This window comes from Cognaticolwellia mytili, from assembly GCF_002104475.1.
Lineage (GTDB): Bacteria > Pseudomonadota > Gammaproteobacteria > Enterobacterales > Alteromonadaceae > Cognaticolwellia > Cognaticolwellia mytili.
Genome location: NZ_NBOF01000003.1, coordinates 611,417 through 631,855, shown reverse-complemented (window position 1 = coordinate 631,855; position 20,439 = coordinate 611,417). Strand labels below are relative to the sequence as shown.

Genomic DNA, 20,439 nt, shown 5'->3' with positions numbered 1-20,439 from the left:
AAAGAATATAACGGTAGTGCCTATACTTGAAATAAAGCTTCAATCGATAAGTCTTGCTGACTTAAAATGTCTCGTAAGCGTTTCAGAGCTTCAACTTGAATTTGACGAACACGTTCACGTGTTAAGCCAATTTCAACACCAACATCTTCAAGTGTTGCGGCTTCATAACCTAATAAGCCAAAACGTCTAGCAAGTACTTCACGCTGTTTAGAATTTAGCTCATTAAGCCAATCAACAATACTGTGTTTAATGTCATTAGTTTGTAGTTTCGTTTCTGGACCACCTGACTTCTCATCAGGGATAACATCAAGCAGCACTTTTTCACCTTCACCACCAAATGGTGAGTCAACTGAGGCAATGCGTTCATTCAAGCGCAGCATTTTACTGACACTCTCTACAGGAACATCAAGTTCAATTGCAATATCTTCAGCGGTAGGTTCATGGTCTAGCTTTTGAACTAATTCACGGGCTGTACGCAGGTAAATGTTAAGCTCTTTAACCACATGAATAGGTAATCGAATGGTACGAGTTTGATTCATAATAGCACGTTCTATAGTTTGTCGAATCCACCAAGTCGCATAAGTAGAAAAACGAAAACCACGCTCTGGATCAAACTTTTCAACGGCTCGAATTAAGCCCAAATTTCCTTCTTCAATCAGATCCAACAAAGGTAAACCACGGTTATTATAACGGCGAGCTATTTTCACCACTAAACGTAGATTACTCTCTATCATTCGTTTACGAGAGCCTTCATCGCCTTTGAGAGAAAGCCGAGAATAATAAACTTCTTCTTCAGCTGTTAACAACGGAGAAAAACCGATTTCACTTAAATATATTTGTGTTGCGTCTAAGTTAGAAGGACTGTCTTCAGCCTTAACATTTTCAGGCTTTTCTTTCTCTGCAACATCAGAACACTCTATTGTTTTTTTAATGCCCATGTTATATCTCCCGCTCTTAGGAATAGCTAAATTAACTGACTAAATATTCACGTTGACTCCAATTTATTTTTTATAAATTTTTATTATTATTTCGACAAATACTTCATAGGATTAACTGATTTTCCGCGAAAGCGTACTTCAAAATGAAGCATAACCCTTTCAGCGTCAGTATCACCCATTTTGGCAATTACTTGACCCGACTTTACAACTTGTTGCTCTTTCACCAGAATGCGATCATTGTGGGCATAAGCACTAAGATAATCATCGTTATGTTTAACTATGACTAACTGGCCATATCCTTGTAACGCATCACCAGCATAAACTACTTTGCCGTCTGCAGTTGCTTTTACCGAATCACCGCGTCGCCCCGCAATGTCGATTCCTTTATTCCCTTGTTTTGCGGTAGAAAATTGTTGTATCACTTTTCCCTTCGCAGGCCACCGCCATTTTCTAATTTTTTGTGAAAATGCAGTTTTTGGTTGCTGAGCCTTTTTGCTTACTTTTCGCTCAGTTACATTTCCACCATACTCCTGCTTTTTCTTCTGCGCAATAGGTTTTTTTATAACTTTTGGTTCTGTTGTTCTAAAGCTTTTACTCTTAACTCTAGTTTTACTTGGCTGGCTAGATTTTTTGCTTAAAAATAATTTTTGAGATGGATAGATATTATAAGGAGCGCTAATATTATTTATATTAGCGAGCGTGCGGACATCGACATCAGCACGCCAGGCAATTGAGTATAAAGTTTCACCTTTTTTAACTATATATTCATTTCCTTTGACGCTCTGCTTGATACGTTGACTCAACGGTAGTGAGCCTTGAACATCAACAACGGGTGCAGGTTTTGAGCGACTAGAACAACCATTTATTGCCAACACCATAATCAACACCAGCAGATTATTAATGTTAAATAAATCGAATATCATTCTTTTCGCCATAGTAATGAGTACAACCTTTAACGAGTGGCTAAATAAGCAACAACAATTGCTGCCACAACAAGCCAACCGAGTACATCAACCCACTGCCTAATTTTTTGCTCCATTGGCGCTCCGCCCCAACGAATAACGCCAGCAACTAAGAAGAATCGCATTCCTCGACCAATCGCTGACGCAAGTAAAAAAGGTAAAAATGCCATCTGCAGAAAGCCAGCACTAACGGTAAATAGCTTATAAGGAATCGGAGAGAAACCAGCAATAAATACCACCCAGACACCCCACTCACTAAACCACGTCATCGCTTTGTCAAACCGAGCTTGGTAACCCCATTCTGTAATTAATGGCTGTATCCAAGGTTCAAACATCATATAACCTAAGCCATAACCAACAACACCACCGATAACAGAGGCTACGGTAGTTAAGGTGGCAAAGCGCCAAGCTTTTTCTCTTTGCGCTAATACCATAGGTGCAAGTAGCACGTCTGGAGGTATAGGAAAAAATACTGACTCGGCAAAAGTCAATAAAGCAAGAATTCTTGGCGCGAACTTATGCTCGGCCCATTTTAATGTCCATTCGTATAATGCAGAAAATATTTTCACAAACTATCCTAGTGCGCCAGGTACTAAAGGAACAAAACGAACAGCTTCAACTTGTTGCTCTTGATATTCTCCACCATGGCGTGTAATTAATTTTAATATTTGACTTTGCCCACCAACAGGTATAATTAAACGGCCACCATCAGCTAACTGTTCTAATAAAGCGGCAGGTACTTCAGTAGGTGCTGCGGTCACTATAATGGCCTGAAATGGCGCTTTGCTATGCCAGCCTTGCCAACCATCACCATGTTTCATCGAAACATTGTGTAAATCCATTGATCGCAATCGTCTTTTTGCTTGCCATTGCAGCGATTTAATTCGCTCAACAGAAAACACTTTAGGAACTAGCTGTGCGAGAATAGACGTTTGATACCCCGAGCCTGTACCTATTTCTAAAATACTTTCTGGCACGCCATCAGCTAATAATAACTCTGACATTTTTGCGACAATATAGGGCTGAGATATAGTCTGTCCCTGCCCTATAGGCAATGCAGTATTGTCATAAGCTTTATGCGCTAATATCTCCGGCACAAAAGTATGACGAGGTGAACGTGCAATAGCTTGGAGTACTTGTTGATTTTGAATACCTTCAACCAGTAACTTTTGCGCCAGCAGTTCTCCACTTCGACTCGATTTTCCACCGATACTGTTGCCTAGTCTGGCATTGATATTACGTTGATTCATATTGAAAGTTCATTAATCCATTCTGTCATTTGTGTCATACTTTTATATGCTGTCATATCGATAGTTAACGGTGTTATAGAAGCATAACCATTGGCTACGGCATGGAAATCAGTGCCCTCACCAGCATCAAGTTCTTTCCCTAACGATCCATACCAATAAATATCTCGTTGCCAAGGATCTTGCATTTTTTTCATCGTTTCCGCTTTATGGCGATGTCCCAAGCGAGTCACTTTAATACCTTTTAATTCACGCAATGGCAAATCAGGAACATTAATATTGATTATTTGATCGCTTGGTAACGGATGTAACTTCAAACGTTCGATAAACTTAGCAGTTACTACTGCTGCAGTTTGAAAGTTTTCAGGGTATTTAGCTACTAATGACACGGCAATAGCAGGCATGCCTAAATGTCGACCTTCAGTTGCTGCAGCAACGGTACCAGAGTAGATAGTATCATCACCTAAATTAGCGCCATGATTAATACCGGCAACAACTAAATCAGGAGTTGGATGCATTAACTGTGTTGCTCCTAAATGTACTGAGTCAGTAGGCGTACCATTAACAGCAGTAAAACCATTCTCCATCACTTGCGCTCTTAATGGGTTAATCAAGGTTAATGAATGACTGGCGCCGCTGCAGTTTCGATCAGGCGCAATGACTGTGACATCATAGATTTTAACTAGTTCATCATAAAGTACTTTTATGCCACTAGCGTGAACACCATCGTCATTGCTTAATAATATTCTCATGACTGACCTTTATTTTCAGACACATTATTGTCAACGCTAATATTTTCGGCTGATGTAATGCTGATTTTTTTACTTGGAGAGACATTAACTCGTTCAGTCATATCGGTGTAATTAATTAACTCACGCATAATTGTGGTGGCATATGCGCCAGCAGGTAAGAAAAACGATAAGGTTACCGTATCATTATTAACCTCAATTTTCGGCTCTTTCATTACTAAGCGAATTCGACGACGTTCTTGTTTTAAACCAAAACGTGGTAGGCCTTCACAAAATATTGGCTGTTGCTCTGCAACACTTTGTTCAAATGCCGAAGCCTCAGTTGTTGTCATCAGCTCCCCTGCGCCCCACATAGGCGCAGTTATATCAACATCATGACTTAAATGCCTTTCTTCTAAACTTTTTTCAATGGTTTTTGCTAAAAATACTGACTGAGTATTTGCTAGCATGAGTACATCACCATTCATTAAGGTATCAAAGCTTTCTTTTTCAATACGTTGGCTGATGACATTATTGAAGATTAATGAACGTGCTGCTGATAAGTACATACCGCGCTTTTTCTTATCATTAACTTTACCACCAGAAAATAAGTACTGGGCTTTTTCTATATTGCCGCCATTAATGCCAAAACGCTGTTCACCAAAATAATTTGGCACACCAAAATTACTCACCACATGCCAGCGTCTGACGAGTTCATCAATTTGTGAAACATTACGTAGAGTAATTTCAAAACAATTGCCTTCTAAACTACCAATACGCAGTTTTTTGTTATGGCGTTTCGAAGACAACACTTCAACACCTTCGATGTTTAGATCACTTAGATCATATACTTGCTTACCAGGGACATGCACGCCGAACCATTGTTCAGTCACGGCAAATCGGTCTTTTAAACCAGCATAAGAAATTAATGACTCTTTAACAGAAAAATACTGCGCTAATTTTTTAGCAACAAATGCAGTGTTAGCGCCCGTTTTACGTATATGAATAAAAAGGTGCTCACCTTCACCACAAGGAACGAAAGGAATTCGCTCAAATACTTTAAAGTCAGTTTTTTGGCTGCGTAATAAGCCACTAGAAGCAGGTTTGCCATATAAATAGGCAAATGTAGGCAATGCGCTGATAACTTGCTCTGATTTATTTTCAACGATCTGTTCAAGCGCCTTTGCTACAGTTTTTTCAGGCTCTTCTGTAATCGCGCTTTGCGCGTCTTTCTTTTCTTTTAAAGTAACTTCTTTCTCAGTTTCTACTTTAGGTTCTTTGCTCGATTCTATATTTGATTCTTTACTAGGTAGTGACTCGCCTGATTTCTCAGCTTTCATCAACAAGACCACGGCATGTACCGAAACTCCTTCTTTACGACCGACATAGCCAAGCTTTTCAGTCGTTGTCGCTTTGACATTAACTTGCTCTATATCGGCTTGTAAGTCTTCAGCTAGACAAGTTCGCATTGGCATCAAATGAGGAGCAACTTTCGGCGCTTGAGCGCAAATCGTAATATCAGCATTACCTAAGCAATAACCTTTTTCCTGCATTAACCCAACCACATGACGCAATAATATTCGACTAGAAATATTCTCATATTGTCCGTCAGTATCTGGAAAGTGATTACCAATATCAGCTAAACATAGTGCACCTAATATCGCGTCACATAACGCGTGAATTGCCACATCACCATCAGAATGAGCAACAAAACCAAATTCATAAGGAATAGCAACACCGGCTAAAACGAGTGGCCCTTCGCCACCAAACTTATGTACATCAAAACCGTGACCTATTCTCATAATGCCTCTAAATGAAATTCTCTTTCTTGCTGCTGCAAGATAAATTCAGCCAAACGTAAATCTTCTGGCTGAGTAACTTTTATATTATCGCTGCTACCGCTAACTAAACCACTGGCATAACCAGATGCTTCCATCGCTGAGGACTCATCAGTAATGGTGATACCTTTTGCTAGAGCATCAACAATGGCAGCAGTTAATTCTGCAGTTTTATACATTTGTGGCGTCAATGCATGCCACATTTGACTGCGATCTAGCGTTTTATCGACAATACCTCTTAATGTCGCTTGCTTCATAGTATCACGCACAGGCGCAGCTAAAATTCCACCATGATTATTGTTAATGCAATAAGTCATTAGCTTCGTTAAATCTTTGTGCTGTACACAGGGTCTCGCCGCATCATGGACTAACACCCATTGTTCTTGCTCGGCATGTAAACTTTGTAAACCTGCCAGCACCGAGTCAACACGTTCTTTGCCGCCAATAACACAAGTAACGCGGTTATTGCTCACCAATGACGTTGTTGGGAAATATTCATCAAATTCACCTAGTGCAATAACAACATGACAAATAGCCTCATGACTTAATAAACGTTGCACGGTATGTTCTAGAATGGTTTTATCTTTTATGGTCAAATACTGCTTAGGGCAAGATGCGCGCATACGTTTTCCAACACCTGCAGCGGGCATTACCACAGTATACGGTCCCAAAGAATTGCTCATTATCGCGATCGTTCCCTTTTTTTAGTATCGCTTGGGATGACACGAAAAAAGGTTTCCCCTTCCTTAATCATGCCAAGCTCATGGCGAGCACGCTCTTCAATAGCTTCAGTGCCTGACTTTAAGTCATCTGTATCAGCATAAAGCAACTTATTACGTTGTTTTAATTTATTATTATTACTTTGTTGACGGGTAATTTCATCTTCTAATGCAAAATAATCAGGCACACTATTCTTACCGAACCAGAGTCGATATTGTAGTAGCACTAAAAAAATAACTAAAATTGCCGTGATAAGCCGCATAAACTATCTATATTTGATATCAAAAAGACATATTGAATAGCTATTATAAGTGCGTACCGCCTGCTGTAAACACCAAAGCGAATTTAATATTAATTGTTTGTGACAATAGGTTGTTTAAAGTTACGCCAGTTAATAGCGCAAGACAATAAAAGCTCACGTAATGAAGGAATAATAGGTTGAACTTTACGACTATTTTTCCAGCAGTGTCCAACACAGGCAGCTGTCATTACTTTTTTACTCGGCTTAAGTAAATAACCAGTATTTCCTTGAATTTTTAGCTCCGCTAAATTTTTTGATTCAGTTAAGCTGAACCAACCATAAACATTAGTACGAAACCTTTGTTTTTCGGTATCGACTCTATCAATGCAATCAAGCACAATGCAGTTTTCTGTCGCAATAGGAACCACTAGGCCATGAGCAAGCTTTTGAGCTTTATACCACGTCAGTACATTAGCTTGGTAATCGAGCAACTGACGTGTTGATGGCATCACCTGCGTTTGTTTTGCTGACCAACTGGCATTTTGAATATCTAAATCTAATGGTGTATCGGCGTTTAACAATGCGTGCGCTGCGCTTTTGACATAATGAGGTAGACTTTTTACTCGTCCTTGCAACGCTGCAACCGATACAAACTCATTCATTGCTAAAATAGATAACTCTCGTTCATATAAAGCATTACATAGCTCAGCGAAGTCGGACGACTGCTGCTCTGATTGCCATAATAACGATTGAGTAACCATAAATTAACTGCTGCTATAGTTCACTGATGATAATTTAAGCATACTCGATTGCTGTCTAAAGATAAAATCGTCAAAGCGTACTTTATCGACAAACGATAGCAAAATGGAAATTAACAATTTAATATAAAATTAAATTACGAACATGTCTTCAAACTCCCAACCTCTATACTGCCAACTGAACAGATAAATTAATTTCAATACTTGTGTAATTTGTTGATCATCGACAAAACCAACAAGAGCAATAAATAATAGAATTGAAATAGTTGCATCATATATAAATCATCGGCATCTTTAAGTGTATAAAATTGTAATTTTCATATCACTTTTAAGTACATAAGTTGATGAATGGCATATAATATAAAAAATATTTTTCACAAGCTTTGGAGCACACGATGAGCATAATTGAAGTAAATCATCCCCTAATTAAACATAAACTTGGCCTTATGCGCGAAGGTGATATCAGCACAAAGCGTTTCCGTGAGCTAGCTGCAGAAGTTGGTAGCTTATTAACCTATGAAGCTTCAAAAGATTTCGAACTTGAAACCAAAACCATTAATAGTTGGAATGGCGAAATTCAAGTAGAGCAAATTAAAGGGAAAAAGGTAACAGTTGTACCTATTTTACGAGCTGGATTAGGCATGATGGATGGCGTTTTAGAGCTTATTCCAAGCGCTCGCATTTCAGTTGTAGGCATGTACCGTAACGAAGAAACCTTAGAACCAGTATTTTATTTTGAAAAATTAGCCGGCCAAATTGATGAGCGCTTAGCATTAGTCATTGATCCTATGCTTGCTACAGGTGGCTCAATGGTGGAAACCATTAATCTTTTAAAAGAGCGTGGTTGTAGCAATATTAAAGCATTGGTATTAGTTGCTGCACCAGAAGGTATAGCGGCTTTAGAAAAAGCACACCCTGACGTCGAACTTTATACAGCTTCAATCGATGACTGTTTAAATGAAGCGGGTTACATCTTGCCAGGTTTAGGTGATGCTGGCGATAAGATTTTCGGTACAAAATAACGATAACATCTTAATTTATAGCGAACATTAACAATCACTTTACTGCCAGCTTGCTGGCAGTTTTATTGAGTAAAATATGAATTCTGAAAATAAGCCCCAATCACTCTTTAAAGAAGTATTAACTGGCACTCAAATGCTGTTTGTTGCTTTTGGCGCTTTGGTATTGATGCCATTGCTCACTGGCTTAGATCCTAACGTAGCTTTGTGTACTGCCGGCATTGGTACTTTACTATTTCAATTAGTTACCAAAGGCCAAGTACCCGTATTTTTAGCTTCATCTTTCGTATTCATTGCCCCTATCATGTACGGCACTCAAACTTGGGGCATTCCTGCAACGATGGGCGCCCTTGCTGTTGTTGGTGTAGTTTATGCGTGTTTTAGCGGTATTATTAAAATGCGCGGCGTTGGTTTTATCAGTAAGTATTTACCACCTATCGTGACTGGCCCAATAATTATGGTTATTGGTTTATCACTTGCCCCTGTTGCCGTACATATGGCTTTGGGTCAAACAGGTGATGGTTCAGCACAACTTATTGATCAGTCTCTTGCTTTAAGTATTTCATTACCCGCCCTGCTAACAACCCTACTGGTTTCAGCATTCAGTAAAGGTTTTATGCGCTTAATGCCGATATTGTCAGGTATAGTTGTCGGTTATCTATTATCGCTTTATCACGGTATTGTTGATTTTACACCAGTACAAAACGCAGCTTGGTTTGCGATACCAAAATTCACAGCCCCTGAATTTAACTGGCAAGCCATTATTTATATGTTACCTATCGCCATTGCCCCAGCGATTGAGCACATCGGTGATGTTTTAGCGATTAGTTCAGCAACGGGTAAAGACTTCATTAAAAAGCCGGGATTACACCGCACATTGTTAGGTGACGGCATAGCAACAACCGCAGCATCAATGTTAGGCGGGCCGCCAAACACCACTTATTCAGAAGTAACTGGCGCAGTAATGTTAACGAAAGCCTTTAACCCAAGAATTATGACTTGGGCTGCTTGTGCCGCAATTATTATGGCCTTTGTTGGTAAGTTAGGCGCATTATTGCAAACCATACCTGGCGCTGTAATGGGCGGAATTATGATGTTACTTTTTGGTTTGATCGCCAGCGTTGGCCTAGGCAGTATGGTAAAAGCTAAAGTTGATTTTGACCAGCCGAGAAACTTTATTATTTTTGCTATTGTTCTAGTTTTCGGTATCGGCGGTATGGCGCTAAATTTAGGCGGCTACAGCATTCAAGGTATTAGCTTATGCGCATTGGTTGCCATTGGTTTAAATTTAGTTTTACCGAAAGAAGAAGCAAAAGCCTAAGTACTTTAAGTAAGCCTAAAGTAAAAACAAAATGCCTAACGACTGTTGTAATTAGGCATTTTTGTTAGCTATAGCTTTTACTCGCTATATAGATATTAATTTTACTAACTAGGTTTTTTGATGACTAAATAATACTTTTAACGACTTTAATATCTAACCTTTTCGCAATACGATTTAAGTTTGCTCTATCTGTAGATAACCTTCTTGCGGTTGCAGCCCAATTTCCATGCTCTTCGGTTAAAACATTTCTGATCAGTTGTCGTTGAAATTTCTCGGTTTCATCGCGTAGGTTCAAAAGTGCTGCTTCAGAAATTTTTTCAGTGTTTTTATTCGAACTTACCTCCATTGTATGCTGATTACTCAATTCATTAAGTTGTAAATTTACTAACGAACCACAATCTTGTTTTTCTATCGCAATAATGGCTTTATCTTTTTGTCGAGCTCGTGCTTTTAAAGCTGCTCGGCTAATAACATGCTCTAACTCGCGTACATTGCCAGGCCAGTTATATTGTTCAAGATGAGAGACTGCCTCAGCCGTTATTTTCAATTGCCCTAACCCCAGCTTCCGTCGTGTTTGCTCAACAAAATAGCCACTTAATACTTGCACATCACCAACGCGCTCTTGCAATCTAGGTACTCGAATTGGATACACGCTTAATCTATGATATAAATCAGCCCGAAAACGGCCATCTTCTGCTTCTTCTTTTAAGTCCCTATTCGTTGCTGCAACAATACGTACATCAACCTGCTCAACCTCGTCCTGCCCTACCGGTTGAATCTCATTACTTTGAATAGCACGTAAAATTTTACTTTGTGCGGCCAGTGGAAGTTCACCAATTTCATCGAGAAATAAGGTACCGCCGTTTGCTAATGAAAACTTACCTGCTCGGTCTTTATCAGCGCCAGTAAACGCGCCCTTAACGTGACCAAATAACTCACTTTCAATTAAGTTTTCTGGCAAAGCAGCACAGTTAACATAAACCATTGGGCCATGTTGGCGTAACGATTTATGGTGCAATGTACGAGCAACTAACTCTTTACCGACCCCAGTTTCACCATAAATTAAGATATTAAAATCTGAATTTGCGACAATATTTAATTCTTCTTTAAGCTGATACATAATCGGACTTTCACCAATTAATTCACCGCCATCACGCTTCCAAGCTTCTTCAGTTAACTCTTCGACAACTTTTTGTGAGTGATCGGCACGCGACTCTAGTTGTTCAATTAAAAAGGCAGTATTCAGAGTTGCAGCCGCCATAGCTGAAATCACTACCAGTGTGCGTTCTGGGATATCTTCAAACTCATGTGGCGTTAAGCTATCTATGGTCAATAAGCCGAGTAATTTATCATCATAATATAACGGTAAGCCCATACATGAATGCACAGGTAAATCACCTTCACGGTCGATTAGTAAGCCATCATACGGATCAGGCAATGTTGAATCAGCAGCAAAGCGGATTGGTTGGCTTGATTGGCATAGCGCGGCAAAGCGTGGGTGTTCTGCAACATAGAAGCGTCGACCTAAGGTATCTCGACTTAAGCCTTGCAGTGCAATTGGCGTTAAAATATCACCATGAAACGACAGCAATGCTACAGCATCACAACTTATCGCTTTTCGCACCGTATCAAGCAAGCGATCAAACCTATCTTTACTGTTAAGACTACTGGCTAAGTCTAACGCCAACTCAATAATGGCTGTTGATGATATTTGGCTCATTTTAATTTTTACCGCACATAAAAACCTAATTAACAACAAAATAACACGTACGAGTCATATTGACCACAAAAATAAAGAGTCCATATGACTACCTAAATGGCACAAAACAACCTAAACAATTGATTAAAAACACAATTAATTAATGGCATCAGTATTGCTATATGAGTACATAACAATATTAATGACAACGTTGATACGTTAATTCAGGAGTTAGTGATGTACTCGCAGTTTTCTATTGCCAATCAGCTACCAGAGATTGATAACGCGCTTAATTTTCAAAAGTGTCTGATTGTAGGTAACTACATGATGCTGATATCACTCGTCATCATTTCACTAAGCATTGCAATTACTTTTGTATTCGATGGCCACTTTGGCATGGCAATACAAATTTCTGGTCATATTGCGACTATCATTTCTGCTGGCGCATTAAAACTTGGCTACGTCATACGCTGCGTGGCTTTACATGCTTTTGGCAAGAGAGACTTTTAAGATGTTTACTATTCAAGACACTGAACTTATACAACTCAATCATCAGCAACACCAAAGCCCACTAAATAAAGTTCATCACCATGCGGTGCTAGACTTACCTTTTAGAAGCTATTTTCTCTCAGCAGTTTTATGTTCTATTTTCGCTCTGACCATTTGGGGTGCTTTTCTCAATGGCTACATCAATATAAGTTTAAGCCAGCTTTCCCCAACCACTTGGCACATTCATGAAATGCTATTTGGTTTTGCCGCAACGGTTGCAGTAGGTTTTATTTTAACAGCAGCGCAAACATGGACGGGTAAAGCTAGCATTAAAGGCTTAGCAGTATTAGGCTTTATCACGCTTTGGTTAATAGTGAGAGTGTGTTTAGTAGCAAGCTTAATTGCTGAGACAGAAGTTAACCAATCATTATTTTTATATACTGCAATTGCCTTACAGTTAACTTGGTGGCTTGGTTCAATTTTAGTGTTTGCTAAATTAGTGCTTAGCAGTAAAAACAAACGTAACTACATTTTCGTCCCTTTATTCATTGCCTTAATGCTAACGAATATCAGCTTATTAATCTTAGATGTTAATGGCGATAAAGCGCTTAGTCTGCACATTGCAAGAACCGCTGTTCTGCTATTTTGCTTACTCATGGGCGTGCTTGGTGGCCGTGTAATTCCATTTTTCACCGTTTCAGGTGCGAAAACTTCAGCGATACAGCAACCTAACTGGCTTACCCCACTAATAACCACGTTATCGTTATTGGGCATATTAGCATTCTTCAGTGGTTACTTTATTCAACTACCCTTTACACCTGCTATTTTAATGATCATTGCAGGTTTAGCGCATTTGATCCGCCTCAGCTATTGGCGCACAACATCAACGTTAAAAATTTCATTACTTTGGTCTTTGCATTTATCTTATTTTTCACTTGGCCTAGGGCTGATATTACTTGGTTCAAGTTACTTATTCGTTATTGAAAGTCCATTTTATATAAGCTTCTCGGATGCAATTCATGTCATCACTATTGCGGCGATGGGCTTAATGATATTTGCCATGATGGCGCGAGTATCACTAGGTCATACAGGAAGAGCCTTATTGCCACATAAATTTGTAAGCTGGATATTCTTATTAATTTTTATCAGTGCAATCACTCGTGTATTAATGCCAATGTTTCAGCACTCACTACTTGGATGGAATATTAGCCTATCGACTTGGTTAGTCGCAGCTAGCTTGTTTTTAATCATTTATATGCCGGTATTAACCAAACCCAAACGCAACCGTATTTAGTAACAATATCAACAGAAAACTTAACCTATTTCCATACAACCTATGAACATTAAATAATCAACATCATAGACTTTACTCATTCAGTTAATTTAGGAGCAACAATGCTAACTGATAAGCACATCGACATAATTAAAAGCACTATTCCACTATTAGAGAACGCTGGTTCAGCAATGACGGCACACTTTTACCAGCGGTTATTCGCGCATAACCCTGAACTGCAAGACATTTTCAATATGTCGAATCAACATACAGGCCGCCAGCAGGTAGCATTATTTGAAGCAATAGCTGCCTACGCTAAAAACATTGAAAATTTGAGCGTACTAACCACTGCCGTAGAACGCATCGCGCAAAAGCATACCAGCTTTAACATTCAGGCTGATCATTACGCTATTGTTGGCCATCATTTAATTGAAACACTTCGAGAACTTGCCACTGAAGCGTTCACCACAGAAGTTGAAGAAGCTTGGACTCAAGCATACCAATTTTTAGCCACTATTTTTATTAACCGTGAATCAGATTTATATCAACAACGAGCAGCAGAGATTGGCGGTTGGAAAGGCGCTAGAGCATTTAAAGTTATTGATAAAGTTATCGAGTCAGAGCTGGTTAAAAGTTTTATCTTTGCTCCAGTCGACCAGCAAGCAGTTATTGGCTTTACACCCGGGCAATATTTAGGGCTTGAAGTTCACCCTACTGGTAACGACTATAAAGAAATTCGTCAATATTCATTATCAGACAAAGCTAATGGAAAAAGTTACCGAATTTCAGTAAAACGAGAGCAGCTAGGCGTTCCAGGTAAAGTTTCTAATTACTTACATGATGAGGTTAACGTTGGCGACGAAGTACAGTTATACGCACCAGCAGGTGATTTTTTCTTCGTTGATCGTCAAACACCTACCGTACTCATATCCGCTGGTGTTGGTATAACGCCAATGCAAGGTATGTTAGAAACATTAGCTGATAATAATCATAATCAGCCCGTGCATTTTTTACATGCCTGTGAAGGTAGCGAACAACATTCATTTTCACAACGTACTAGCGAGTTAATTAATAATAACAACTGGCAACAAAATATCTGGTATAGAAATGAAGAAGCTGAGCAAGCTCATATTAGTAATGGCATGATGGACTTCGCCTCAGTTGACCTACCGACTGAAAAAGGTAATTTTTACTTATGTGGTCCTATCGGTTTTATGCAATTTGCGAAACAGCAATTGCTAAAACTAGGCGTCGGTGAAAGTAATATTCATTATGAAGTGTTTGGTCCACACGCCACACTTTAAAACGAAATGAACGACAGTAACTACATTAAAAAGTCAAACTTGATGTTTGGCTTTTAATTGCCATATTTAGCCACAAATAATGCTTAATAAGATATGAAAAACATTATTTTTCTCGAATACTTTATCTTCTTTTTTATGGTCTGTCGCAGTACCATAATCATCTTTAATACACTCACATTATAAATCGTATTTTCACGAATGGTGTATCTTATTTAAGCTCATAAAATCGAGCTTTCAGCGATTATAAAAAATAAAGGCAAACCCCTCACCAAAGAAAGTAATGAATAACTAAATTTACACTCCTTCCACTATCAGTACTACTATAACCACATGAAAAAAATAAAGTTTGTCAGGTAAATTTACACCTTGTAACTACATAACTTTCAAAATCAACATAAGCACATGATATAAAACAAATAAAAACTATAGGCATGAATCATGCTCACCTGCGATTTCTAATTTTAGAATTTCACATAAGGGATTGATTTAATGATTAAAAAGATTGCGATTGCCGCTATAACACTTGCCACAATGACTTTCAACGCACAAGCTGGATTAATGGAAACAGATATTGCAGATTTAAGTAACAAATACGGTGTGACCGCTTATAGTAATGGCAGCTATAATGGTGGAGCAGGAAGTTCATCTGCTACTTTTTCAAGTGACTCAGTTAACCTTTTAGGTCAATTACAAACAAATAATTACTTACCCACATTAAAAGCTATTTCAACTAACGGCTATGGTCGCTTAGTTTCAATTCAAGCGTTTCAATATACCGGTCAATCATCATTTGATTTGGATTTATCAATCAACCTTCACGGTAGCTCAAGTGGCACAGGCTATGGAAACGGTATAAGAGCTGATGTTGGTATTATTGATGCGGGATTTTCTCCTCTAAACGGCTATGATGATTATTATTTTGGTTATGACTTTGCCACAGTGTTCCTTGAGCCATCTGAAGGTTTTGGAATAGATTATACAAGTTTGTATATTACCGAAGAGCAAGATGTAAATAAGCAAAGTACACTTAATTTTTCTCTTAATAAAAATCAGTACTTTTATGTCGTAACTCAACTAACCGTAAAAGCAGAGGATGGCGGTATTTCAGATGCTTGGAATACATTAGGCATGAGTTTCTCAGATACAAATAACTTACTTTCTGCTCAGCGCTTAGCAAACCCTCTCCCTACGGCTTCAGTGCCTGAGCCATCAACTTGGCTATTACTTAGCTTAGCTTTATTTGGTTTTTCAGCAAGAAGAAAAATAACATAAACATTAGTTAAATCTTCCGTATTAAAGCGCCAGCTATCAACTAGCGCTTTATATTAACTGCCACTCAGCAATAAGTTTATTTACACAATTAACGGATAAAGTTTTCAGCCAGCTTCTTTCTACTTAAATATTCCATAAGAACATTTACATCTAGCAAGGTAAAATCAATGAAAAAACTAATACCACCAAGATCTAGATACCTAAAATTACCATGTATTACATATTGTTGATTAAAATCAGCGCCTGTAAGAGTACCAATGGTCTATGCGCCGAGAAGCACACAGGAAATAGCAAACGCAATTAGAAATTAGAAATTAGGAATTAGGAATTAAATAAAGATTTTTCACAAAATAATTAAGCAACTACCAATGCTGCACTACGGCATTAAGAAAACTTAATGCCGAGAGGTATACTCATCTTCTAGTTCAATGTAATCCATCGCTGAGATCCCTAAAACATCAAAAACACGTGCTTCAACATATTTCCAATCGGGAGCAACATCATTCCTTTTTACCCGTTCAACTAAATTTTCAGCTGCTTTTAGTATCGCAAAAGCCAATTGTTCAGTGCTACCTGTTATTTCAAATAAATACTCTACATCATGATGCTGCAAAATGATTCGGCATATTTCATTAGGTAAATGCCAAGAAGTTGCAACAAAATAGCCTAACACAGCGTGATTAGTCTTATATTTTATCTCTTCGAGTTCAATAGAATTTGTGCCTGCACGACCAGCTTCAAGAAGTACCTCATCATAATCGCTATATTTCATTGCCAAAATTGGAATTCCGCAGTTTTGAAATAGTCCAATACTATATAATGTTTCTTGAGGAACTTTCACATCAATACGGCTGCCAATAAACGACATGGCGTTGGCGAGATCAGACGAGTCCTTCCAAAAAGATTCCAATGAAATACTACTCTCACCTCGCATTGTAGACTTTAAAACTAAAGCGACAACTAAACCACCAACAGCCTTTAGCCCTAATGCCATCACCGCGTGTCTAATTTTCGATATTTTACGGTTTACGCCGTATAGAGGTGAATTAATAATCTTTAAAATAGCTGAAGAAAGCCCTACATCACTAGAGATCAACTCAGCAATTTTATCTATACTAGGCTCATCATCAGCCATTAACGACTGAATTTCAGTAAGTATTTGCGGCTTAGCAGGCACTTGAAAACTAGAAACAACAGATGCCAGCTTTTTATTATCTATTTCAATCACTGAATAGCATCCTTAGCAAAATGTGATCTGAACTCATCATATTAATACGCCATACAATAGAAAACTTATAAGTAAAACTATTTAAATACACCACTTAAAATTTTCACAATCTATAAAGGTAATGCATGTAAATATTTATACCAATTGAAATAAATAATACGTGAAAATCACAAAATAAAAAAGCCACTCTTTCGAGTGGCTTTTAATATTCTAAATAATAATTAAAGCACCAGCACCATTATGCAATTGAAGCAATAAGCATATTGTAAGGTACGCAGAACTTATATCTAAGCCACTTGAAGTTGCTATTATTGACCTTTTACTTCAGACAAACCGTTAAATACTGCTTTATCACCCAAGAACTCTTCAATACGTAACAATTGGTTGTACTTAGAAACACGGTCTGAACGACATAGTGAACCAGTTTTAATTTGGCCTGCAGCAGTACCAACAGCTAAGTCAGCAATGGTTGCATCTTCAGTTTCACCTGAACGATGTGAAATAACAGCAGTAAAGCCAGCGTCTTTCGCCATTTTAATTGCTGCTAATGTTTCCGTTAATGAGCCAATTTGGTTGAATTTTATTAAGATAGAGTTACCAATACCTTGCTCAATACCACGTGTTAAAATCTTAGTGTTTGTAACGAATAAATCATCACCAACGATTTGCACTTTATCGCCAAGCAAATCAGTTTGGTATTTGAAACCATCCCAATCTGACTCGTCTAAGCCATCTTCAATTGAAACAATTGGGTATTCTTCACAAAGTGTTGCTAAGAAGTCAGAGAACTCATTGGCTGTAAATTGCTTGCCTTCACCAGTAAGGTCGTAAATACCTTTTTCGCTGTTGTAGAATTCAGATGCCGCACAATCAAGTGCTAATGTTACGTCTTTACCTAATTCGTAACCAGCTGCCGCTGTTGCTTCTTTAATTACTGCTAACGCATCAGCATTTGACTCTAGGTTTGGCGCAAAACCACCTTCATCACCAACCGCTGTGCTCATACCCTTTGAAGAAAGTACTTTCTTCAAAGCATGGAAAATTTCAGCGCCCATACGTAATGCTTCTTTGAAGCTTTTTGCGCCAACCGGCTGTACCATAAACTCTTGAATATCAACGTTGTTGTCAGCATGTTCGCCACCATTGATGATGTTCATCATTGGTAATGGTAAAGAATATTGGCCTGGCGTGCCGTTAAGATCAGCAATGTGTTCAAATAATTGAACTTTCTTTTCCATTGCAGCCGCTTTAGCGTTCGCTAAAGATACTGCTAGAATAGCGTTAGCTCCGAAAGTTTCTTTGTTTTCAGTGCCATCTAAATCAATCATGATTTGGTCAATGTTTGCTTGCTCTAAAGCGCTTTTGCCTTTAAGTGCATTGGCAATGTCATTATTTACAGCAGCAACGGCTTTTAATACGCCCTTACCTAAGTAACGTGTTTTGTCGCCGTCACGTAGTTCTAGTGCTTCACGAGAACCGGTTGATGCGCCAGAAGGAGCCGCAGCTCGACCCCAAGCACCAGATTCTAAATATACGTCTGCTTCAACCGTTGGGTTACCACGAGAATCCATGATTTCGCGAGCGATAATTTTACTGATATTCGACATTATGTTCCCTATTCCTTACTAACTGCGCATGGCAGGTTATAAACGATAAATTAAATGATTAAATTTCTATGAATTCATGTAAATTTTAGCTTTAACAAAACGTTATCAGCTAAAAGCAAAACCGCAGCAATAAGCTACGGTTTTAATTAGTTCGATTTAATTTGCTTGTTGTTTTTGATGCTCAAATGCAGCAGCAATAAAGCCTTCAAAAAGTGGATGGCCATCACGAGGAGTTGAATTAAACTCAGGATGGAACTGCCCAGCAATAAACCATGGATGATTTGGATTTTCAATCACCTCAACTAAGGTTTTATCCGTAGATAATCCCGAGAACACTAAACCAGCTTTGCTTAATTGTTCACGGTAGTTATTATTTACCTCAAAACGGTGACGGTGTCTTTCGTAAATTGTTTCACTACCATATACGTCATACGTCTTGGTACCTTTCACAATGTGACACAATTGTGAGCCTAAACGCATAGTGCCGCCTAAGTCAGAATCAGCATTTCGGTACTCAACCTTACCTTCTTCGTCCAACCATTCGTTAATTAAACCAATTACTGGATGCTGCGTTTCAGGATTAAATTCAGTACTGTGTGCATCAGTTAAACCTGCTACGTTACGTGCGTAGTCAATTAATGCCACTTGCATACCTAAACAAATACCCAAGTAAGGTACTTTGTTTTCACGAGCATATTGTGCAGTTAATATTTTACCTTCAACGCCACGTTCACCAAAGCCACCAGGCACTAATATCGCGTCTAAGTCTTTTAATACTTCAACACCTTTTGCTTCAACGTCTTGTGAATCAACATATTGAATTTTAACTTTAACTTGGTTTTTAATGCCGGCATGTTTTAATGCTTCGTTTACTGATTTATAAGCGTCTGGTAATTCAGTGTACTTACCTACCATACCAATAACGACTTCGCCTGATGGGTTAGCTTCTTTATAAAGTACTTGTTCCCAATCAGATAAATCTGCTTCAGGTACGTCTAAACCAAAACGTTTAACCACTAATTCATCAGTGCCTTGGGCTTTAAGTAAAGCTGGCACTTTATAAATTGAGTCAACATCTCGCATTGAAACAACAGCTTTTGCTTCAACGTTAGTAAACAATGAAATTTTTGCGCGTTCGTTGGCAGGAATAGCGCGTTCACTACGACAAACTAAAATATCTGGGAAAATACCAATTGAGCGTAATTCTTTAACAGAATGCTGAGTTGGTTTAGTTTTAATTTCGCCGGCAGCAGCAATGTAAGGTACAAGTGTTAAGTGCATGAACATAGCGCGTTCACGGCCTAACTCTACGCCTAATTGACGAATAGCTTCTAAAAATGGTTGTGATTCAATATCACCTACCGTACCACCAATTTCAACCATAGCGATATCGTAGCCTTCAGCCCCTTCAATTACTCGACGTTTAATATCATTAGTAATATGAGGAATAACTTGAATAGTGGCACCTAAAAATTCACCCTTACGTTCACGAGCTAGAATATCTTGATAGATCCGGCCAGTTGTAAAGTTGTTACGTTTGGTCATTTTGGTACGAATAAAACGTTCGTAGTGACCTAAATCTAGATCTGTCTCTGCACCATCTTCAGTAACAAAAACTTCACCATGCTGAATTGGGCTCATCGTGCCCGGGTCAACATTAATATAAGGGTCAAGTTTTAACATGGTAACTTTTAAACCACGCGCTTCGAGAATTGCGGCAAGTGAAGCTGCAGCAATACCTTTACCAAGAGACGATACAACGCCGCCAGTAACAAAAATATATCTAGTTGTCATG

At 38.6% G+C, this 20,439-nt stretch carries 19 protein-coding genes and 2 pseudogenes; 6 read left to right on the top strand and 15 right to left on the bottom strand.

Annotated elements, in window-relative coordinates; genetic code table 11:
• Positions 1-20 precede the first annotated feature (20 nt).
• From rpoS to B7C41_RS12340, 11 genes and pseudogenes are all read right to left on the bottom strand, one after another.
• The gene (rpoS, locus tag B7C41_RS12380) at positions 21-938 is read right to left on the bottom strand and encodes an RNA polymerase sigma factor RpoS (RefSeq protein WP_085299214.1); all 918 of its coding nucleotides are present in this window, start codon (positions 936-938) and stop codon (positions 21-23) included.
• A gap of 86 nt (positions 939-1,024) precedes the next feature.
• A complete protein-coding gene (locus B7C41_RS12375) occupies positions 1,025-1,873 on the bottom strand; it encodes a peptidoglycan DD-metalloendopeptidase family protein (RefSeq protein WP_328590799.1) in 849 nt (282 codons plus the stop codon).
• Positions 1,874-1,890: 17 nt separating this feature from the next.
• Positions 1,891-2,469: a YqaA family protein gene (locus tag B7C41_RS12370; protein ID WP_085299212.1), complete on the bottom strand. Its 579-nt coding sequence runs from the start codon at positions 2,467-2,469 to the stop codon at positions 1,891-1,893.
• Between the two features lie 3 nt (positions 2,470-2,472).
• Complete coding sequence (locus B7C41_RS12365) at positions 2,473-3,150, bottom strand: protein-L-isoaspartate(D-aspartate) O-methyltransferase (protein WP_085299211.1); 678 nt, start codon at positions 3,148-3,150, stop codon at positions 2,473-2,475.
• Positions 3,147-3,899, bottom strand: a complete 753-nt coding sequence (surE, locus tag B7C41_RS12360; protein ID WP_085299210.1) for a 5'/3'-nucleotidase SurE — start codon at positions 3,897-3,899, stop codon at positions 3,147-3,149. Before surE ends, B7C41_RS12365 begins: the two co-directional genes overlap by 4 nt.
• A complete protein-coding gene (truD, locus tag B7C41_RS20685) occupies positions 3,896-4,444 on the bottom strand; it encodes a tRNA pseudouridine(13) synthase TruD (protein WP_407919560.1) in 549 nt (182 codons plus the stop codon). The genes surE and truD (B7C41_RS20685) overlap by 4 nt, the downstream gene beginning before the upstream one ends.
• An 81-nt stretch (positions 4,445-4,525) precedes the next feature.
• A pseudogene (gene truD, locus B7C41_RS20680) lies at positions 4,526-4,987 on the bottom strand (tRNA pseudouridine(13) synthase TruD); the annotation flags it as partial.
• A 216-nt stretch (positions 4,988-5,203) separates the two neighbouring features.
• Positions 5,204-5,677 (bottom strand): annotated as a pseudogene (gene ispF / locus B7C41_RS20280) (2-C-methyl-D-erythritol 2,4-cyclodiphosphate synthase); the annotation flags it as partial.
• Positions 5,674-6,396, bottom strand: a complete 723-nt coding sequence (ispD, locus tag B7C41_RS12350; RefSeq protein WP_085299209.1) for a 2-C-methyl-D-erythritol 4-phosphate cytidylyltransferase — start codon at positions 6,394-6,396, stop codon at positions 5,674-5,676. The pseudogene ispF and the gene ispD, both read right to left, overlap by 4 nt.
• On the bottom strand, positions 6,396-6,695 hold the full coding sequence (gene ftsB / locus B7C41_RS12345) for a cell division protein FtsB (protein ID WP_085299208.1): 300 nt from the start codon (positions 6,693-6,695) through the stop codon (positions 6,396-6,398). Before ftsB ends, ispD begins: the two co-directional genes overlap by 1 nt.
• An 89-nt stretch (positions 6,696-6,784) precedes the next feature.
• Entirely contained in the window at positions 6,785-7,435 is a 651-nt protein-coding gene (locus B7C41_RS12340; protein ID WP_085299207.1) for a hypothetical protein, read from the bottom strand.
• Positions 7,436-7,827: 392 nt separating this feature from the next.
• Here B7C41_RS12340 and upp point away from each other — a divergent pair, with 392 nt between their 5' ends.
• Together upp and B7C41_RS12330 are read left to right on the top strand one after the other, a co-directional pair.
• Positions 7,828-8,454, top strand: a complete 627-nt coding sequence (gene upp, locus B7C41_RS12335) for a uracil phosphoribosyltransferase (RefSeq protein WP_085299206.1) — start codon at positions 7,828-7,830, stop codon at positions 8,452-8,454.
• Positions 8,455-8,530: 76 nt separating this feature from the next.
• Positions 8,531-9,772 carry a uracil-xanthine permease family protein gene (locus tag B7C41_RS12330; protein WP_085299205.1) on the top strand — a complete coding sequence of 414 codons (1,242 nt, stop codon included), beginning with the start codon at positions 8,531-8,533 and terminating at the stop codon, positions 9,770-9,772.
• 124 nt (positions 9,773-9,896) lie between these two features.
• Here the strand turns inward: B7C41_RS12330 and norR are convergent, their stop codons facing one another.
• Positions 9,897-11,492 carry a nitric oxide reductase transcriptional regulator NorR gene (norR, locus tag B7C41_RS12325; RefSeq protein WP_085299204.1) on the bottom strand — a complete coding sequence of 532 codons (1,596 nt, stop codon included), beginning with the start codon at positions 11,490-11,492 and terminating at the stop codon, positions 9,897-9,899.
• 216 nt (positions 11,493-11,708) lie between these two features.
• On the opposite strand from norR, the gene B7C41_RS12320 reads away from it, so the two are divergent.
• The 4 genes from B7C41_RS12320 to B7C41_RS12305 all read left to right on the top strand — a co-directional run bounded on the left by B7C41_RS12320 (position 11,709) and on the right by B7C41_RS12305 (position 15,809).
• On the top strand, positions 11,709-11,981 hold the full coding sequence (locus B7C41_RS12320; RefSeq protein ID WP_085299203.1) for a hypothetical protein: 273 nt from the start codon (positions 11,709-11,711) through the stop codon (positions 11,979-11,981).
• Position 11,982: 1 nt separating this feature from the next.
• Positions 11,983-13,254: an NnrS family protein gene (locus B7C41_RS12315; protein WP_085299202.1), complete on the top strand. Its 1,272-nt coding sequence runs from the start codon at positions 11,983-11,985 to the stop codon at positions 13,252-13,254.
• Positions 13,255-13,355: 101 nt separating this feature from the next.
• Entirely contained in the window at positions 13,356-14,537 is a 1,182-nt protein-coding gene (gene hmpA, locus B7C41_RS12310; RefSeq protein WP_085299201.1) for an NO-inducible flavohemoprotein, read from the top strand.
• A 489-nt stretch (positions 14,538-15,026) separates the two neighbouring features.
• Positions 15,027-15,809: a PEP-CTERM sorting domain-containing protein gene (locus B7C41_RS12305; RefSeq protein WP_085299200.1), complete on the top strand. Its 783-nt coding sequence runs from the start codon at positions 15,027-15,029 to the stop codon at positions 15,807-15,809.
• Positions 15,810-16,203: 394 nt separating this feature from the next.
• Here the strand turns inward: B7C41_RS12305 and B7C41_RS12300 are convergent, their stop codons facing one another.
• The 3 genes from B7C41_RS12300 to B7C41_RS12290 all read right to left on the bottom strand — a co-directional run bounded on the left by B7C41_RS12300 (position 16,204) and on the right by B7C41_RS12290 (position 20,438).
• Positions 16,204-17,037 carry an HDOD domain-containing protein gene (locus B7C41_RS12300; protein ID WP_085299199.1) on the bottom strand — a complete coding sequence of 278 codons (834 nt, stop codon included), beginning with the start codon at positions 17,035-17,037 and terminating at the stop codon, positions 16,204-16,206.
• A 308-nt stretch (positions 17,038-17,345) separates the two neighbouring features.
• Positions 17,346-18,644, bottom strand: a complete 1,299-nt coding sequence (gene eno, locus B7C41_RS12295) for a phosphopyruvate hydratase (protein ID WP_085299198.1) — start codon at positions 18,642-18,644, stop codon at positions 17,346-17,348.
• A 156-nt stretch (positions 18,645-18,800) separates the two neighbouring features.
• The gene (locus B7C41_RS12290) at positions 18,801-20,438 is read right to left on the bottom strand and encodes a CTP synthase (protein WP_085299197.1); all 1,638 of its coding nucleotides are present in this window, start codon (positions 20,436-20,438) and stop codon (positions 18,801-18,803) included.
• Position 20,439: the final 1 nt, after the last annotated feature.

Coding starts and splice junctions, on each gene's coding strand:
- rpoS (WP_085299214.1), bottom strand. CDS start 938: ATGGGCATTAAAAAAACAATAGAGTGTTCTGATGTTGCAGAGAAAGAA.
- B7C41_RS12375 (WP_328590799.1), bottom strand. CDS start 1,873: ATGGCGAAAAGAATGATATTCGATTTATTTAACATTAATAATCTGCTG.
- B7C41_RS12365 (WP_085299211.1), bottom strand. CDS start 3,150: ATGAATCAACGTAATATCAATGCCAGACTAGGCAACAGTATCGGTGGA.
- surE (WP_085299210.1), bottom strand. CDS start 3,899: ATGAGAATATTATTAAGCAATGACGATGGTGTTCACGCTAGTGGCATA.
- truD (WP_407919560.1), bottom strand. CDS start 4,444: ATGTACTTATCAGCAGCACGTTCATTAATCTTCAATAATGTCATCAGC.
- ispD (WP_085299209.1), bottom strand. CDS start 6,396: ATGAGCAATTCTTTGGGACCGTATACTGTGGTAATGCCCGCTGCAGGT.
- ftsB (WP_085299208.1), bottom strand. CDS start 6,695: ATGCGGCTTATCACGGCAATTTTAGTTATTTTTTTAGTGCTACTACAA.
- B7C41_RS12340 (WP_085299207.1), bottom strand. CDS start 7,435: ATGGTTACTCAATCGTTATTATGGCAATCAGAGCAGCAGTCGTCCGAC.
- upp (WP_085299206.1), top strand. CDS start 7,828: ATGAGCATAATTGAAGTAAATCATCCCCTAATTAAACATAAACTTGGC.
- B7C41_RS12330 (WP_085299205.1), top strand. CDS start 8,531: ATGAATTCTGAAAATAAGCCCCAATCACTCTTTAAAGAAGTATTAACT.
- norR (WP_085299204.1), bottom strand. CDS start 11,492: ATGAGCCAAATATCATCAACAGCCATTATTGAGTTGGCGTTAGACTTA.
- B7C41_RS12320 (WP_085299203.1), top strand. CDS start 11,709: ATGTACTCGCAGTTTTCTATTGCCAATCAGCTACCAGAGATTGATAAC.
- B7C41_RS12315 (WP_085299202.1), top strand. CDS start 11,983: ATGTTTACTATTCAAGACACTGAACTTATACAACTCAATCATCAGCAA.
- hmpA (WP_085299201.1), top strand. CDS start 13,356: ATGCTAACTGATAAGCACATCGACATAATTAAAAGCACTATTCCACTA.
- B7C41_RS12305 (WP_085299200.1), top strand. CDS start 15,027: ATGATTAAAAAGATTGCGATTGCCGCTATAACACTTGCCACAATGACT.
- eno (WP_085299198.1), bottom strand. CDS start 18,644: ATGTCGAATATCAGTAAAATTATCGCTCGCGAAATCATGGATTCTCGT.
- B7C41_RS12290 (WP_085299197.1), bottom strand. CDS start 20,438: ATGACAACTAGATATATTTTTGTTACTGGCGGCGTTGTATCGTCTCTT.